Annotated in this window: 14 protein-coding genes; 11 read left to right on the forward strand and 3 right to left on the reverse strand. The window is 32.8% G+C overall.

Annotated features, from left to right (window positions below; genetic code table 11):
- Positions 1–642, reverse strand: coding sequence for a hypothetical protein (locus CHB67_RS09840; protein ID WP_089381608.1), 642 nt, complete (start codon positions 640–642; stop codon positions 1–3).
- Positions 643–783: 141 nt separating this feature from the next.
- On the opposite strand from CHB67_RS09840, the gene CHB67_RS09845 reads away from it, so the two are divergent.
- From CHB67_RS09845 to CHB67_RS09895, 11 genes are all read left to right on the forward strand, one after another.
- Positions 784–1740, forward strand: coding sequence for an NAD-dependent epimerase/dehydratase family protein (locus CHB67_RS09845; protein WP_089381609.1), 957 nt, complete (start codon positions 784–786; stop codon positions 1738–1740).
- A 297-nt stretch (positions 1741–2037) separates the two neighbouring features.
- Positions 2038–2439 (forward strand): methylmalonyl-CoA epimerase, encoded by a 402-nt coding sequence (gene mce / locus CHB67_RS09850; RefSeq protein ID WP_089381610.1) that lies wholly within the window; start codon positions 2038–2040, stop codon positions 2437–2439.
- 27 nt (positions 2440–2466) lie between these two features.
- Positions 2467–4026: an acyl-CoA carboxylase subunit beta gene (locus tag CHB67_RS09855; RefSeq protein WP_089381611.1), complete on the forward strand. Its 1560-nt coding sequence runs from the start codon at positions 2467–2469 to the stop codon at positions 4024–4026.
- Entirely contained in the window at positions 4026–4385 is a 360-nt protein-coding gene (locus tag CHB67_RS09860) for an OadG family protein (RefSeq protein WP_089381612.1), read from the forward strand. Before CHB67_RS09855 ends, CHB67_RS09860 begins: the two co-directional genes overlap by 1 nt.
- 3 nt (positions 4386–4388) lie before the next feature.
- Entirely contained in the window at positions 4389–4808 is a 420-nt protein-coding gene (locus tag CHB67_RS09865; protein ID WP_089381613.1) for a biotin/lipoyl-containing protein, read from the forward strand.
- A 56-nt stretch (positions 4809–4864) separates the two neighbouring features.
- Entirely contained in the window at positions 4865–6187 is a 1323-nt protein-coding gene (locus CHB67_RS09870) for a sodium ion-translocating decarboxylase subunit beta (protein WP_089381614.1), read from the forward strand.
- 57 nt (positions 6188–6244) lie between these two features.
- Positions 6245–7534 carry an acetyl-CoA hydrolase/transferase family protein gene (locus CHB67_RS09875; protein ID WP_089381615.1) on the forward strand — a complete coding sequence of 430 codons (1290 nt, stop codon included), beginning with the start codon at positions 6245–6247 and terminating at the stop codon, positions 7532–7534.
- A gap of 77 nt (positions 7535–7611) precedes the next feature.
- On the forward strand, positions 7612–9402 hold the full coding sequence (locus CHB67_RS09880; protein ID WP_089381616.1) for a methylmalonyl-CoA mutase family protein: 1791 nt from the start codon (positions 7612–7614) through the stop codon (positions 9400–9402).
- A 5-nt stretch (positions 9403–9407) separates the two neighbouring features.
- A complete protein-coding gene (gene scpA / locus CHB67_RS09885; protein WP_089381617.1) occupies positions 9408–11540 on the forward strand; it encodes a methylmalonyl-CoA mutase in 2133 nt (710 codons plus the stop codon).
- A gap of 344 nt (positions 11541–11884) precedes the next feature.
- Positions 11885–13537 (forward strand): glycoside hydrolase family 43 protein, encoded by a 1653-nt coding sequence (locus tag CHB67_RS09890; RefSeq protein ID WP_089381618.1) that lies wholly within the window; start codon positions 11885–11887, stop codon positions 13535–13537.
- Between the two features lie 170 nt (positions 13538–13707).
- Positions 13708–14517 carry an HAD family hydrolase gene (locus CHB67_RS09895; RefSeq protein ID WP_089381619.1) on the forward strand — a complete coding sequence of 270 codons (810 nt, stop codon included), beginning with the start codon at positions 13708–13710 and terminating at the stop codon, positions 14515–14517.
- A 153-nt stretch (positions 14518–14670) separates the two neighbouring features.
- On the opposite strand, the gene CHB67_RS09900 is transcribed toward CHB67_RS09895, so the two are convergent.
- Both CHB67_RS09900 and CHB67_RS09905 read right to left on the reverse strand, forming a co-directional pair.
- The gene (locus CHB67_RS09900; RefSeq protein ID WP_089381620.1) at positions 14671–15372 is read right to left on the reverse strand and encodes an urease accessory protein UreH domain-containing protein; all 702 of its coding nucleotides are present in this window, start codon (positions 15370–15372) and stop codon (positions 14671–14673) included.
- A gap of 108 nt (positions 15373–15480) precedes the next feature.
- Positions 15481–16752, reverse strand: a complete 1272-nt coding sequence (locus CHB67_RS09905; protein ID WP_089381621.1) for an acetyl-CoA hydrolase/transferase family protein — start codon at positions 16750–16752, stop codon at positions 15481–15483.
- Between the last annotated feature and the right edge of the window lie 17 nt (positions 16753–16769).

The following is a 16769-nucleotide window of genomic DNA, read 5'->3' on the forward strand; positions in this document are numbered from 1 at the left end:
CTACTGTTTTGTTTTTGAAGATATTTTAGGCTTGTTTGAAGGTTTTTTAATTGTCTTTGAAGATATTCTAGGCTTCATTGTAACACTTTCTATAGTTGAGTTCTCTTCTTCAATTTGAATAGGTTTTTCAGTATCAACTTCCAAAGCATTTTGTAATTCTATAGCTTTATAAATGGTATTAATCTTTGCATTTACCGATGCAAAAACCGCAATAATCTGACCTACTTCATCAATTACCTCTTCATCTGTTATTGAGGATATGGTGGCCATATCTGCCAAGCGCAGCGCTTCATTATGCAACACATTAAAACGTGCAATTACATTTAGTTTATCAATCGCTTCTACCCTAACGCTATCTTTCATTAATTTCACCAAATCTGCTAATTCTTCAGATTTAGAAAGCGCCTCAGAAACTGATATATTATAATACGAAATTAACAACGCATCAACATCATTATATTCCTGCCAATGTTCAAAATCTTTTTTGGCTGCCGGAATCAAAGTTTCAGAAATGGTATTTGTAATTCTATTAGAATTAACTGCTAAAGAATCTATTACAGATTGATTGGCTTCTGTTCTCTTTGAATTACAAGAAAAACCAATTAATAAGATTAGGAATAAAAACGGATATAAATACTTCATTTTAAAACAACTTAACGCCAAAAATACTAATAATTATGTTGAATAATTAAAAAGAATGTGAATTTGATAAAAAACACTTCCATTCTAATTGAAATTTTATTTTCAGTATATTTACTCCCCTACTAAATCAGCTTAATTTTAATGAGTAAACGTATATTAATTATTGGTGCTTGCGGCCAAATTGGAACTGAATTAACACTAAAACTTCGTGATATAAATGGAAAAAATGCTGTAATTGCCTCAGATATTAGAGAAGGAAGTAAAGAATTAATGAAATCTGGACCTTTTGAATTGGTAAATGCCATGGATTATGACTCCATTTCAAAAATAATTGACACTTATACTATTACTGAAGTTTATTTAATGGCAGCAATGCTTTCAGCAACAGGAGAACAATTTCCGGCCAAAGCTTGGGAATTAAATATGACTTCATTGTTCAATGTTTTAAATTTAGCCAAAGAAGGAAAAATTAAAAAATTATTTTGGCCAAGTTCAATTGCTGTTTTTGGACCTACAACTCCAAAAGAAAATACCCCTCAAGAAACCGTTATGGAGCCTACAACAGTTTACGGCATAAGTAAACAAACAGGCGAGCGTTGGTGCGAATACTATCACAAAAAATATGGTGTTGATGTAAGAAGTATTAGATATCCGGGCATTATAAGTTGGAAAACAAAACCGGGTGGTGGCACCACTGATTATGCTGTTGAAATTTACCATAGCGCATTATTAATAGGTAAATACACTTCTTTTTTAAAGAAAGAAACCAAATTACCTATGATGTATATGGACGATGCTATTGAAGCCACCATTGCAATTATGAATGCTGCGCCAGAAAAAATAAAAGTACGTTCTTCATATAATTTAGCAGCTATGAGTTTTACGCCTGAAGAAATTGCCAAGGTCATTAAAAAATTTATACCAGAATTTGAAATTTCATACAATGCAGATTTTAGACAGCCAATTGCTGATAGTTGGCCAAGTAGCATTGACGACATTAGAGCTCGAGAAGATTGGGGTTGGCAACACAAATTTGACCTCGTTAAAATGAGCGAAAACATGCTTCACAACTTACATGCTAAATACAATATATTATAAACCATCAAAAAGTTGTTATCAAATAAAAACAGCTAGTTTTGTTTAAGTCAAAAATGTTTTTAGAAAACATAAAAATCTCTGATATTCAATATTTTAATTTTTGAAAATTTTAATAATGAACACTAAAACGTTTTAGTAATTTAACAGTTGTTTAAGAGATTATATGACATCTATCATATCTTTAAAATAAGGTATCCCTTAAATTTGTTGTTTCCTTTTTAAAAGCATCAAAATCAGTCTTTTTAAAGGGCTTTAATTAAAAATAAAATAACATTAATACTAAAAATTATAAAAATTATGAATATTTCACACATTGAACACATAGGAATTGCAGTTGAAAACTTAGAAGAATCAATTAAATACTATGAAGGTGTTTTAGGAATGAAATGCTACAGCATTGAAGAAGTTGTTGATCAAAAAGTAAAAACAGCATTTTTTCAAGTTGGAGACACAAAAATTGAATTATTAGAAAGCACCTCTCCTGACGGACCAATTGGTAAATACATTGCTAAAAAAGGACAAGGAATTCACCACATTGCTTTTGCCGTTCCAAATGCATCAGAAGCTTTAAAAACTGCTGAAGAAAGAGGTGTTCAATTAGTAGATAAAGTTTCTCGCCCAGGTGCTGAAGGTTTAAACATTGGTTTCTTACACCCAAGATCTACCCAAGGGGTACTTACTGAACTTTGTTCAAAATAAAAATATAGCTACGCTAAAAACTAACACATGGGAAATCAAGATAAAATCAACGAACTTATAGAAAAAAGAGCTAAAGCAAAATTAGGTGGCGGTGAAAAACGTATTGATTCTCAACATGCTAAAGGTAAATTAACAGCACGTGAGCGTATTGACATTCTTTTAGACGAAGATAGTTTTGAAGAATTTGACATGTTTGTAACGCACAGAACAAAATCATTTGGTTTAGATAAAGAAATTTATCTATCTGATGGTGTTGTAACGGGACATGGAACAATTGATGGAAGAATTGTTTACCTTTTTGCGCAAGATTTTACTGTTTTTGGCGGTTCATTATCTGAGACATATGCTTTAAAAATATGTAAAATAATGGATATGGCTATGAAAATTGGTGTTCCTGTAATTGGATTAAACGATTCAGGTGGAGCACGTATTCAAGAAGGAGTTAGATCTTTAGCCGGTTATGCTGAAATTTTCCAAAGAAATATCATGGCTTCAGGTGTAATTCCTCAAATATCTTCAATTTTAGGTCCGTGTGCTGGTGGAGCAGTTTATTCTCCTGCTCTTACAGATTTCACTATTATGACTGAAAACACAAGTTATATGTTTGTTACAGGACCAAAAGTAGTGCAAACAGTAACTGGTGAAGTTGTAACAACTGAGCAATTAGGTGGTGCAAAAATTCACTCAACAAGATCTGGTGTTTCTCACTTTTTAGCTGAAAATGATGAAGAAAACTTATTATTAGTTCGTAAATTACTAAGTTATCTGCCTTCAAATAATTTAGAAGATGCCCCTGTAATTACGTGTAATGACCCTATTGACAGGTTAGAAGATGCTTTAAACGAAATTATTCCTGAAAATGCCAATCAGCCTTATGATATAGTTGATGTAATTTCAATAATTGCCGATAACGGTGAATTTACTGAGGTCCATAGAAACTATGCAAGAAACATTTGTGTTGGTTTTGCTAGGTTTAATGGTCACCCAGTAGGTATTGTAGCAAACCAACCAAAATATTATGCAGGAGTTTTAGATATTGAAGCTTCAAGAAAAGCGGCTCGTTTTGTACGTTTTTGTGATGCATTCAACATTCCAATTGTAACATTGGTTGATGTACCTGGCTTTTTACCAGGTACTGGTCAAGAATATGGAGGTATTATTTTACACGGAGCGAAACTATTGTTTGCTTACGGTGAAGCTACTGTGCCAAAAGTAACTATTACTTTACGTAAATCGTACGGTGGTGCTCACGACGTAATGAGTTGTAAACAATTACGTGGAGATGTAAACTACGCTTGGCCAACTGCAGAAATTGCTGTAATGGGAGCTAAAGGAGCTGTTGAAGTTTTAGAAGGATCTAATATTAGAAAAATTGAAGATGCTGATGAAAAACAAGAGTACATTGACAAAAAAGAAGAAGAATATACGCAAGCATTTGCAAACCCATACGAAGCAGCAAAATACGGATTTATAGATGACGTTATTGAACCTAGAAATACGCGTTTTAGAATTATTAGAGCATTAGAATTACTTCAAAATAAAAAAGAAGTAAATCCTCCTAAGAAACATTCAAATATTCCACTATAATGAGCTTTATTCCATTAATTTCAGATCAAATTAGCGAAGGATACGTAATTTTAATTACCGGATTGTTAATTGTTTTTTGTTCTTTATTAACACTTTCCTTGTTTTTTAAATTCGGATTGCCTGTAATGCTTTATGTATATAAAATAATTACAAAAAGAAAAGACAAAAAAATTTCAGAAATTAAAGTTGAAGCTGATAAGGATTTTACGGGTGAAATTGCAGCAGCTATTGGTGCAGCAGTGCATTTGTATTTAGATCAACAACACGATCACGAAAGCGCAATTTTAACTATAAAACAAGTTAAAAAACCATATTCACCTTGGAGTTCTAAAATTTATGGAACTCAAAATAGATTATAAGATATGAAGAGCTATAAATTCAAAGTAAACGAAAACGGTTATACGGTTAATATTAAATCTCACGAAGACAATATTATTAAACTTGAAGTAAACGGTACTACATATGATGTTGTAATGAGCAAGGAGATAAAGAAAACAAAAACTCCAACATTGGTTCGTTCAGCATCAAAAAGACCTACTGAGCCTTTAAAAGTAAACCCAAAATCTCAAGTAACTAGAATTGTAGCGCCTATACCTGGAGTAGTTTTATCTATTGATGTTAAAGTTGGTGATACACTTAAAGTAGGTGATAGAATGTTGGTTTTAGAAGCAATGAAAATGGAAAACAATATTGTTTGTGAAAAAGCAGGTACCATTACCGCTTTAAAAATTGTCGTTGGTCAACAAGTTTTACAAGATGAACTATTGATAGAACTAGAATAGAAAATATTGAGTTTGACAGTTTTAGTTAAAAACTATCAACTCTTAAATTTAAAAAAATGAAAAAAGTAATTTTAATATTTTGTGTTCTATCCTTGCTAATTTTTATTAGACCAGCATTGGGTTTAAACTCAAATACAAATACCACTGGCAACACTCCTATTTCAACCAATCAAGTTGATGAGGTAGAAGAATCAGGTTCATATAGTGGCGCTTTTGAAGGAATCAAACAATTTTACAATTACACAGGTTTTGCAAATGCCACATCTGGCAATTTATTAATGATTTTTATTGGTATTGTTTTTATATATCTTGGAATTAAGTTTGATTATGAACCATTACTTTTAATTCCTATTGGTGCTGGTGTTATTATAGGAAATATTCCTTTTGTAGCCGGTAACCAAACAGGAATATATGAAACAGGCTCTGTATTAAATTACTTATATTTTGGGGTGGTAAAAGGTATTTATCCTCCGCTAATTTTCTTAGGAATTGGAGCAATGACCGATTTTTCATCATTAATTGCAAATCCAAAATTAATGCTATTAGGTGCTGCAGCACAAATTGGAGTGTTTGCTACTTTTTTGGGTGCTCTTTATTTAGGTTTTAGTTTACCTGAAGCAGGTGCCATTGGAATTATTGGTGGTGCTGATGGTCCTACAGCAATTTTCCTTTCATCAAAATTAGCAAACGGAATAAATATTTTAGCTGATGGTACAACAGTTAAAAACTTAATTGGACCTATAGCTATTGCCGCATACTCATATATGGCATTGGTACCTGTAATTCAACCACCATTAATGCGTTTATTAATTTCTAAAGAAGATAGAAAAATTAAAATGAAGCCACCAAGAGCGGTAACTCAAAAAGAAAAAATGATTTTCCCTGTGGTAGCTTTAATATTAACAACGTTTATCTCTCCTAGTGCATTACCATTATTGGGAATGTTATTCTTCGGAAACTTATTAAAAGAATCTGGAAGAACGGAAAGATTAGCTGATACTGCTCGCACAAAATTAATTGACATTGTAACAATTTTATTAGGTGTTACAGTTGGAGCATCAACGCAAGCAGATATTTTTATCACAAAAGACTCCATGTTAATCTTCGGATTAGGAGCTATATCATTTGTTATTGCAACTTGTGGCGGATTATTATTCGCTAAGTTTATGAACTTATTTTTAAAAGGTGATAATAAAATTAACCCACTTATTGGAGCGGCAGGTGTTTCTGCAGTTCCTGATAGTGCGAGAGTTGTACATACTGAAGGTTTAAAATCAGATTCAAGTAACTATTTATTAATGCATGCAATGGCACCTAACGTTTCAGGGGTTATTGGCTCTGCAATTGCAGCAGGTATTATATTAAGTTTCTTAGGCTAGTAAAATAAATATTATTAAAAAAGTTAACTAAAAAACTTTTAACAAATTCTAAATAAAATGAAAATACCCAACAAAATGACGGCTGAAGATGCTGTTAAGCTAATCAAATCAGGAGATCGAGTTTTAATACAAGGTGGTTCAGCAACACCTCAAGCATTAATTAATGCAATGGTTGCACATGCTCCTGAATTAAAAGGTGTAGAAATATGTCACTTACATACGGAAGGTGCATGTGGATATACTGCACCTGAATTAAAAGAAAGTTTTCATACCAGCGCATTCTTTCTTGGTGGAAATGTAAGAAAAATGGTCGGTGAAACTGTTGATTATATTCCAATTTTCTTAAGTGATATTCCAAGTTTATTCCGTCAAGGATATATGGATTTAGACGTAGTTTTAGTAAATGTTTCACCACCTGATAACCACGGATTTTGTTCATTAGGAGTTTCTGTTGATATTGTGTTAGCAGGTATTGAGCACGGTAAAACAATTATTGCTCAAATTAACCCACGCATGCCAAGAACCTTTGGAGATGCTCAAGTTCACTTAAGAAACTTTACAGCTTGTGTTGAAGTTGTTGAGGAAATTTACGAAATGAAATTTGTGAGCCCTTCAGAAGAAGAAAAATCAATTGGTAAAAATATCGCTGGAATTATAGATGATGGAGCTACGCTTCAAATGGGTATTGGTGGTATTCCAAACGCAGTATTAACTTTCTTACACAACCATAAAAATTTAGGTGTACATACTGAAATGTTCTCTGAAGGATTGGTTGACTTAGTTGAAAAAGGAATTGTAAATGGTTCACAAAAGAAAACAAATCCTTACAAGATTGTATCAGGATTTGCAATGGGAACAAGACGTTTATACGATTTTATGGACAACAACCCTGAAATTGAAATGAGAGATATTGCATATGTTAACGACACTGCAATTATCCGTCAAAACCCAAAAGCTACCGCTATTAATTCAGCTATTGAAGTTGACTTAACAGGTCAAGTTTGTGCTGACTCTATTGGGCCAAGAATGTATTCTGGAGTAGGTGGACAAATGGACTTTATGCGTGGATCTGCTTTATCACCAGGTGGTAAACCAATTATTGCAATTACATCTACAACTGGAAAAGGAGTTTCAAAAATTGTTCCTATGTTAAAACAAGGAGCTGGTGTAGTAACTACGCGTGCACACGCAAGATATGTAGCTACTGAGTTTGGTATTGCTGAATTATTTGGTAAAAACTTAAAACAACGTGCACAAGCTTTAAGAAATATTGCACACCCAGATAGCAGAGAAGAATTAGACAAAGCAATTTTCGACAGATTTGGTAGTAGTTTAATGATAAAATAAATATAGTAAAGTTAGAGTCTTTGAATTTTTGTAAATTTGAAGACTCTAATTTTAAAATCATAATAAATTCAAATAAAATGAGCGATAAAAATAAAGCCCTATTTTCTGAATTCCCTCCAGTTACTACTGAGCAGTGGATGGAAAGAGTAACGGCAGATTTAAAAGGAGCTGATTTTGATAAAAAACTAGTTTGGAAAAACTTAAGCGGTATCAATATTCAACCTTGCTACAATTCAGAAAACAAAATTGAACAACTTCAAAATACTGGAGAAAACTCTCAAGCATTAGTAAATTATAGAAGTATAGCTGTTTGTTGTGCTGATTCTGGAAACGGTTTAGCTAAAAAAGCTATTGAAGAAGGAATGAACGGATTAATTTTTTCTTTTGAAGAAAACGTTGCTGTTGCTGAACTTTTAAACGGTATCGATTTAAACACAACTACTGTTGCTTTTGAATTGTCTGCTAACGCTGTTGCTTTTACTTCAGATTTAGTAGCATTTGCAAAAGGAAAAGACTTAAAAGGATACATTAACACAGGTATTATTTCTAATTACGTAACTACAGGTACTTTTGATGATAGTCAAGTTGAAGTAGCTGCTGAATTAGTAAAATTAACTGCTGATTTTCCAAACTTTAAAGCAATTACAATTTCAGGTACTGAATATTTAGATTCAGGTGCAAACCAAGTTCAAGAAATTGCTTACACATTAAACTCTTTAGTTTTCTTAATTGAAAAACTTTCAGAAAAAGGTGTTGAAGTTCAAACAATACTTAACAACTTAAACTTTAAACTAGCTATTGGTTTAGAATACTTTGTTGAAATTGGTAAATTTAGAGCATTCAACAGTATTTTAGCTGAAGTAGCTGCAAAATACGGAGTTGCTGAATTTTCAAATACAATTACAGCTAAAACTTGTATCTGGACAAAATCTGTTACAGATGCTGAAACTAACTTATTACGTTGTACAACTGAAGCAATGTCTGCAATTTTAGGAAATGTAGATGCTGTTTTAATTGATGCTTACGATAAAGAGTTTAAAAACCCTTCAGATTTCTCAAGTAGAATTGCTGGTAATATTACTACAATTTTAAAAGAAGAATCTTACTTTGGAAAAGTTTCAAATCCGGTTGATGGATCTTACTATATTGAAGAAGTTTCTTCAAAAATAGCTGAAAAAGCATTGGAATTGTTCCAAGCTATTGAAGCTGCAGGTGGTTTTTACACAGCCTTTGAAAACGAAACAATTCAACAACAAATTGCAGAAATTCGTTTACAAAAATTAAAATTAATTAGCCAACGTAGAACTCCATTAGTAGGTGTTAACAAATACCCTAACTTAATGGAAACTGTTGCCGTTGATATTCTTTCAGAAGGAGGAGCTGATAATTCAAAAGTATTGACTCCAAGAAGAGCTTCTTTAGAAATTGAAGCTTTAAGAAGAAAAACGGAAGAATTAGTAGCTGATACGAATGTACGTCCAATTGTACAATTAGCTAGTTTTGGAAACTTAAATATGCGTAAAGCTAGAGCAGCTTTTGCTTATGACTTTATTGGTGTTAGCGGTTTTGACGTTCACCAAGAAGAAAGTTTTGAAAGTGCTGAAGCAGCTGCAACAGCAAGTGCTAATGCAGACTCTCACGTGGTGGTTATTTGTAGTTCAGATCAAGATTACGATGAATCTGCTATTGCATTTATAAAAGCCTTTAGAGCTATTGCTGCTGACAAAGTATTGTTATTAGCTGGTGCTCCAAAAAATATGGATGAATTAACTGAAGCTGGTTTAGATGGTGTTGTAAATATGAGATCAGATGTACTGGTAACACTTTCTAAAATTCAGAATAAAGTTCAAAAAACATTAAAATCTTAAGAAGTATGAAACCAGATTTTTCAGATATTAAATTAAATTCAGCTGTACAACAAACAGCTGCAACTTCAGAGAATCAAGACGTTTGGAATACTCCTGAAGGAATCCCTGTAAAAAAACAATTTACAAAAGAAGATATTTCAGAAGCAGAACATTTAGGTTATGCTGCTGGTTTACCTCCATTTTTAAGAGGACCTTATAGCGCTATGTACGCAATGCGTCCTTGGACAGTTCGTCAGTACGCAGGTTTTTCAACTGCCGAAGAGTCAAATGCTTTTTACAGAAGAAATTTAGCTGCAGGTCAAAAAGGACTTTCAGTTGCTTTTGATTTAGCTACACACCGTGGATACGATTCAGATCACCCACGTGTAACAGGTGATGTTGGTAAAGCCGGTGTTGCCATAGATTCTATTTTAGATATGGAAATTTTGTTCGATCAAATTCCATTAGATAAAATGTCTGTTTCTATGACAATGAACGGAGCTGTATTACCAATTATGGCCTTTTATATTGCTGCTGCAAGAAAACAAGGTGTTTCTTTAGACAAACTCTCTGGAACCATTCAGAATGATATTTTGAAGGAATTTATGGTACGTAATACATACATTTATCCACCAGCACCTTCAATGAAGATTATTGGTGATATTTTTGATTACACTACTAAAAACATGCCTAAGTTTAACTCAATTTCAATTAGTGGTTACCATATGCAAGAAGCTGGTGCAACTGCTGATATTGAATTGGCTTATACATTAGCAGATGGTATGGAGTACATTAGAACTGGATTAAAATCTGGTTTAAAAATTGATGAGTTTGCTCCTCGTTTATCATTCTTCTGGGCAGTAGGAATGAATCACTTTATGGAAATTGCAAAAATGCGTGCTGCACGTATGCTTTGGGCAAAAATCATTAAGTCTTTCAACCCAACAAATCCAAAGTCAATGGCATTGCGTACGCATAGTCAAACTTCTGGATGGAGTTTAAGTGAGCAAGATCCTTTTAACAACGTAGCTAGAACTTGTATTGAAGCTATGGCTGCTGGATTAGGTGGAACGCAATCTTTACACACAAATGCATTGGATGAAGCAATTGCTTTACCAACAGATTTCTCTGCACGTATTGCACGTAACACGCAAATCTTTATTCAAGATGAAACGCAAATGACAAAATCTGTTGATCCTTGGGCTGGCTCTTACTATGTTGAGTATTTAACTCAAGAAATAGCGAAGAAAGCTTGGGCATTAATTGAAGAAGTTGAAGAATTAGGTGGAATGGCAAAAGCTATTGAAACTGGAGTTCCAAAATTACGTATTGAAGAAGCTTCAGCTCGTAAACAAGCGCGTTTAGATTCTTGTCAAGATATTTTAGTTGGAGTAAACAAATTCCAAACGAAAGAAAAATCTAACATTGAAATTTTAGAGGTTGATAATACTGTTGTAAGAGATTCTCAAATTGAGCGTTTAAACAAAATGAAAGCTGAACGTAATTCAGAAGTTGTTGCTGCTAATTTAAAAGCACTAGAAGACTGTGCTGGGGGTGGTGAAGGTAACTTATTAGCCTTGGCTGTTGAAGCTGCTGAAAATTTTGCTACTTTAGGTGAAATTTCTGATGCTTTAGAAGTTCACTTTGGAAGACATAAAGCTGAAACTAAATTAATAAGTGGCGTGTACGGTAAAGAAGTAAATGACGATAATACGTTTGCAAAAGCTCAGAAATTAGCTGATAAATTTGCAGAAATCGAAGGTCGTAGACCTAGAGTTATGATTGCAAAAATGGGACAAGACGGGCACGATAGAGGTGCAAAAGTTGTTGCTTCTAGTTTTGCTGATTTAGGTTTTGATGTTGATATGGGACCATTGTTCCAAACTCCTGAAGAGGTTGCAAAACAAGCTATTGAAAACGATGTGCATTTTGTAGGTGCTTCAAGTTTAGCTGCTGGTCACAAAACATTAATTCCTCAATTAATTGAAGAATTAGCACGTTTAGGAAGAGCAGACATTATGGTATTTGCAGGTGGAGTTATTCCAGCGCAAGATTACGATTACTTATTCGAAAGAAAAGTAGCTGCTGTATTTGGTCCTGGTACTGTTATTTCAGAATCTGCCATTACAATTATGGAAAAATATTTAGAGCAAGAATAAGTTTTAAATTTCAACTATATAAAAAGCCCTAACATTCAATTGTTCGGGCTTTTTTTGAAATAGAGGTATTTATCTTGTACTTCTTCTAATAAAATGTCTTAACCTAAATTAGAGGTTGCTAACGATTTCATCTAACTTATTTCTCTTATTTTCAATATTGAAATTAAGCCCTTAAATTCTTCTAAAACGGATATTAGATCAATAAATTTGATAGGCTATAAAAATGAAATCAAAGTTTAATTAAACTGATAAAAAGTTAATAATAAAGATACCGTTATATGAATTGTTAAACAACTCATAGGTTTTTAAAATAAATGTAGATTAGAATTCAATCCAATATACAAATGAAAGAATTACAAATAAAAATAACTTTTGTATTAATAAATTGCCTGCTATTAACTTCAAGCACTTTCGGACAAAAAGCTCCAAACACATTTAAAAACCCAATTCTTTCTGGATTTTATCCAGATCCATCAATTTGCCGTGTCGGAGATACATACTACATGGTTAATTCAAGTTTTGAATGGTTTCCAGGATTACCTATTCATAAAAGCAAGGATTTAGTAAATTGGCAAAAAATAGGTCATGGCTTGCATCGTCCAGACCAAATTGTATATAAAGATGGTCTAAAGAATTCTAATGGAATATTTGCACCAAGTATTCGATATTATGAAGGTACATTTTATATTATAACTACTATGGTTGGGCAGAGAGGAAATTTTATTATTACTGCTAAAAACCCTTCAGGTCCTTGGAGTGACCCAATGTGGATAAAAGATGCGCCAGGAATAGATCCTTCGCTTTTTTGGGATGAAGATGGTCGCTGTTATTATACGGGTGCTGGAATTATTGATAAAACACAAGGTGAATGGCCTGGTAAAAATGGCGTATGGATGCAGGAAATTGATCCAGATAAAGGTATTTTAATAGGGAAAAAAAAGCAACTGACTTATGGACATGCTTCAAATGCTAGATGGGCAGAAGGACCGCATTTGTTTAAAATAAACGGAGAATATGTTTTGTTAATAGGCGAAGGTGGAACATCGGAATTTCATGCAGTTACCATTTTCAATAGTAAAAATATTTGGGGACCTTATATTCCAAACCATGCAAATCCAATAATGACACACCGTCATTTAGGTTATACTTACCCAATTATTCAAACCGGACATGCAGATCTGGTACAAACTCAAAATGGAGATTGGTGGAGTGTATTGTTAGCAAAAAGACCTGTTGATGGATATTCGATTTTGTCACGTGAAACATTCTTGGCTAAAGTTGAAATGACCAAACAAGAGAGTGGAGTTACTCCAATTTTCAACCCTGAAAAGGGCTTGCTTCAAACAGAACAAGAAAGACCAAATTTACCATGGACTCCTATACCTGAACTTAAAGTTATGGATGAATTTGATTCAGAAACCATAGATTTAGAATGGAACTGCCTAAGAACTTACCAAACTCCTTGGTTTAAACAAGTGAATGGTAACATGGAAATTAACATAGGTCCACAAACTATAAGTGAATGGAAAAACCCTTCATACCTAGCCAAAAGAGTAAAATCTCATAATTTTGAAGCAACAACAAAAATGACATTTTCATCAAAAAAAGAAAATGAAAAAGCAGGTCTAGTACTATATAGAAAATCTTCAATACACTATCAATTGCTTAGAGAAAAAAACAATGTTGTGCTAATAAAAACAATTGCTAAAGAAGTAAATACTGAAAAAGGAGTTCATGAAATAATTGCAAAGAAACCCTACAAAGAAATGGAAGTTCTTCTGAAAATTGTAGGTGAAGGCATAAATGTAAAATTCTTTTTTGGTACAAACAAAGATAACTTACAGCAAATTGGAGAGACTCAGGACTTATCCAACTTTGGGGATGAAATTGCCTGGGGTTTCAATGGTACTTATATAGGGATGTATGCTACATCATTAGGTGAAAAAAGTAAAAAGAAGGCTTTGTTCGATTGGTTTGAGTATAAAAATGAGAATTAAAGTACTTCACTCCTTTTGCTTTGTTAATAAATAAAATACATGTTCATTAAATTGCTAAACTTATTTTAGAGGTCTTTTTCATTAGAATTTAAATTTATTTAATTTAAAAACAATGGTTAATTAATATTAATTCAATTTGAGAACGCTATTTTTGCACTTCAAAATAAATTATGGACTTTTCAAAAGTAAAATTGGTTGTTACGGATATGGATGGAACTTTACTAAACTCTCAAAGTAAAGTTAGCGAACAGTTTTTAGGTTATTATAACCAATTAAAAAAATTGAACATACAGTTTATAGCTGCAAGTGGGCGACAGTATTTTAGTATAGTAGATAGGTTTGATGAAAGTATACAAAATGAAATTACCATTGTAGCTGAAAATGGTGCATTTGCAAAACACGGAAACAAAGAATTATTTACGACTAGTATCCCTACAGAACACATTTCAAAAAGCATTCATATTTTACGAGATTTAAACAATGTTTATATTGTTTTATGCGGAAAGAAAAGTGCTTATATTGAGACTAAAGATGAAGCATTTGTTACTATGTTTCAAAATTACTATTCTGAATACACAATAGTAGAAGACTTAACCAAAGTTACTGATGATACTTTTTTTAAAATAGCGGCTTTCCATTTTGATTGTTCTGAAACCCATATTTACCCTGCTGTTGAACACCTAGAAAACGAATTACAAGTAATTGTTTCTGGTGAACAATGGTTAGATATTTCTCATTCTAATGCCAACAAAGGTTATGCTTTAAATATTCTTCAAAATAAATTAGGCATTACTAAACAAGAAACCATGGTTTTTGGAGATTACAACAACGATTTAAAAATGATTGAATTGGCTGATTTTAGTTATGCCATGGAAAATGCACATGCAAATGTAAAAAAAGCGGCTAAATTTCAAACAAAAACCAACGATGAGCAAGGTGTAGAATTTATTCTTGAACAACTTATCAACTCTAGAAGATAATAACAACTAACTGATAAATGGATACCTGTCGTCACAATATGACAAATAGAAAACCTATTTCAACTCTCAACACAAAATGTCATTCCTTCGTAGGCAGAAATCTATTAAAAGACACCCCATTTCGTTTTACTGAATTCAGAATTAAAGAGATTATTAATTAGCTAGAGTCCAATAAACACCAATTACCAAGGCAAATAAACCACCTGCTAAACGAATGCCTTTAAAAAAGTTTTCATAATGGTCTTGTTTTGAAAATGCAGCAATATTTCCAATAACCATAGCAAAGGCAATCATAGCTAATAAAGTTCCGATGGCAAAACCAATAATATATTTGACAGAATCGAATGTTGAAGTAAATCCAATTACGGGCAAAAACAATAAAAAATGTGCAACCCCAGCCAATCCGTGAACAAAACCAACAGATAAAGATGCTATTATACCTTGTTTTAAATTTGGGTGCGTATGATTGTGAACTTTATCTGAATGATGTATGTGTGAATGCTTATGAATTGCTGGATTTCCATTACTATGAATATGCGTGTGTTTATGCTTTTTATCTTCTTTAAATATTTTAACTAAAATCCAAAAGCCTAAAAAAATCAATATAATTCCAACAAATTGCTCACTGTGTTGTGAAATTTTTTCAACAGGAACTAATTCTTTAAAAAATAAAAACAACACACCTATTGATAGCATTCCAAGTAAATGACCTATTCCCCAAAACAAACCAACCTTCCAAGCTTTCTTTTTACTTTCAATGGCAAATGGAGTTACAGCTGCTAAATGATCAGGGCCCGAAATTACATGCAATAATGCTGCAATAATACCTGCAAATAAGGGAAAGGTCAGTTCCATTCATCTAAATTTTTACAAGTTAAATTTACAAGAATAAATTCTTTTTTCACATAAAAAAGCCAAGATAAAAAATTCTATCTTGACTTGTATTTAACTATTCGTTAATATTTAATTTCGGGTTTCATCAAAATAAGATTTAGCGATAGCCTCTCTATGATCTGGATGTGCAATATTTACCAAAGCTTTTACACGTTGTTTAATTGTTTTTCCATATAAATCGGCAACACCATATTCTGTAGCAATATATTGCACATGAGATCTTGTAGTTACCACACCTGCACCTTTATTTAAAAATGGCACAATTCTGCTAATCCCTTTTTTAGTTTGAGAAGGCAACGCAATAATAGCTTTACCACCTTCACTTAAACTTGCCCCTCTAATAAAATCCATTTGACCACCAACGCCTGAAAACATATTGGCTCCTATAGAATCTGCACATACTTGCCCAGTTACATCAACTTGAATGGCTGAATTTATAGCAACCATTTTAGGGTTCTGACGAATGTTAGCAACGTTATTGGTATAATCACAAGAACGCATTTCAATAAACGGATTGTCATCAACGTAATCGTACAATCGCTTTGAACCTCCTAAAAAAGTAGTCAATGCTCTTCCTGCATTTATACCCTTATAATTTCCGTTAATTACGTTTGATAAAATTAAATCAATCACTCCATCTGAAAACATTTCAGTATGTAAACCTAAATCTTTATGATTTCCCAAACGAGATAAAACCGCATTTGGAATCGATCCAATTCCCATTTGCAAGGTACTTCTATCCTCAATTAATTGCGCCACATAATCGCCTATTTTACTTTCAATAGCTGTAGGTGTTGCATTTTTAAACTCGTGAATTGGCTCGCTAAATTCAACAAATGTATTTAATTCTGAAATATGAATCAATCCTTCACCATGAACTCTTGGCATTTGATCGTTTATTTGTGCTATTACATGTTTTGCATTTGTAATTACCGCTAAAATGGCTTCCACAGAAACACCTAAAGAACAATAGCCGTGCTTATCTGGAGTTGACACCTGAATTAAAGCTACATCAACAGGCAATACATTTCTTTTAAATAAATTTGGCACTTCACTTAAAAAAACTGGGGTATAAGAGCCGTTTCCTGCTTTTAAGGTATGACGCACATTTTTACCTATAAATAGTGAGTTTACATGAAAACTATCTTTATAAATTGGGTCTGCATAAGGTGTTTTTCCTTCAATATGTAAATGACAAACTTCAACATCTCTTAACTCTTCATGTCTCGCAGACATGGCATTTATTAACTCCTGAGGAGCTGCCGCTGCCGCCTGAATATAAACTCTATCGTTAGATTTTATAACTTCTACGGCTTCTGCCGCTGATACTGCTTTATACATATTCCCTTGTTTAATTT

Origin of the sequence: Lutibacter agarilyticus (assembly GCF_900188235.1) — a bacterium.
Lineage (GTDB): Bacteria > Bacteroidota > Bacteroidia > Flavobacteriales > Flavobacteriaceae > Lutibacter > Lutibacter agarilyticus.

Excerpts from the sequence above, each read along its gene's own strand:
- CHB67_RS09840 (WP_089381608.1), bottom strand. The coding sequence starts at position 642 with ATGAAGTATTTATATCCGTTTTTATTCCTAATCTTATTAATTGGTTTT.
- CHB67_RS09845 (WP_089381609.1), top strand. The coding sequence starts at position 784 with ATGAGTAAACGTATATTAATTATTGGTGCTTGCGGCCAAATTGGAACT.
- mce (WP_089381610.1), top strand. The coding sequence starts at position 2,038 with ATGAATATTTCACACATTGAACACATAGGAATTGCAGTTGAAAACTTA.
- CHB67_RS09855 (WP_089381611.1), top strand. The coding sequence starts at position 2,467 with ATGGGAAATCAAGATAAAATCAACGAACTTATAGAAAAAAGAGCTAAA.
- CHB67_RS09860 (WP_089381612.1), top strand. The coding sequence starts at position 4,026 with ATGAGCTTTATTCCATTAATTTCAGATCAAATTAGCGAAGGATACGTA.
- CHB67_RS09865 (WP_089381613.1), top strand. The coding sequence starts at position 4,389 with ATGAAGAGCTATAAATTCAAAGTAAACGAAAACGGTTATACGGTTAAT.
- CHB67_RS09870 (WP_089381614.1), top strand. The coding sequence starts at position 4,865 with ATGAAAAAAGTAATTTTAATATTTTGTGTTCTATCCTTGCTAATTTTT.
- CHB67_RS09875 (WP_089381615.1), top strand. The coding sequence starts at position 6,245 with ATGAAAATACCCAACAAAATGACGGCTGAAGATGCTGTTAAGCTAATC.
- CHB67_RS09880 (WP_089381616.1), top strand. The coding sequence starts at position 7,612 with ATGAGCGATAAAAATAAAGCCCTATTTTCTGAATTCCCTCCAGTTACT.
- scpA (WP_089381617.1), top strand. The coding sequence starts at position 9,408 with ATGAAACCAGATTTTTCAGATATTAAATTAAATTCAGCTGTACAACAA.
- CHB67_RS09890 (WP_089381618.1), top strand. The coding sequence starts at position 11,885 with ATGAAAGAATTACAAATAAAAATAACTTTTGTATTAATAAATTGCCTG.
- CHB67_RS09895 (WP_089381619.1), top strand. The coding sequence starts at position 13,708 with ATGGACTTTTCAAAAGTAAAATTGGTTGTTACGGATATGGATGGAACT.
- CHB67_RS09900 (WP_089381620.1), bottom strand. The coding sequence starts at position 15,372 with ATGGAACTGACCTTTCCCTTATTTGCAGGTATTATTGCAGCATTATTG.
- CHB67_RS09905 (WP_089381621.1), bottom strand. The coding sequence starts at position 16,752 with ATGTATAAAGCAGTATCAGCGGCAGAAGCCGTAGAAGTTATAAAATCT.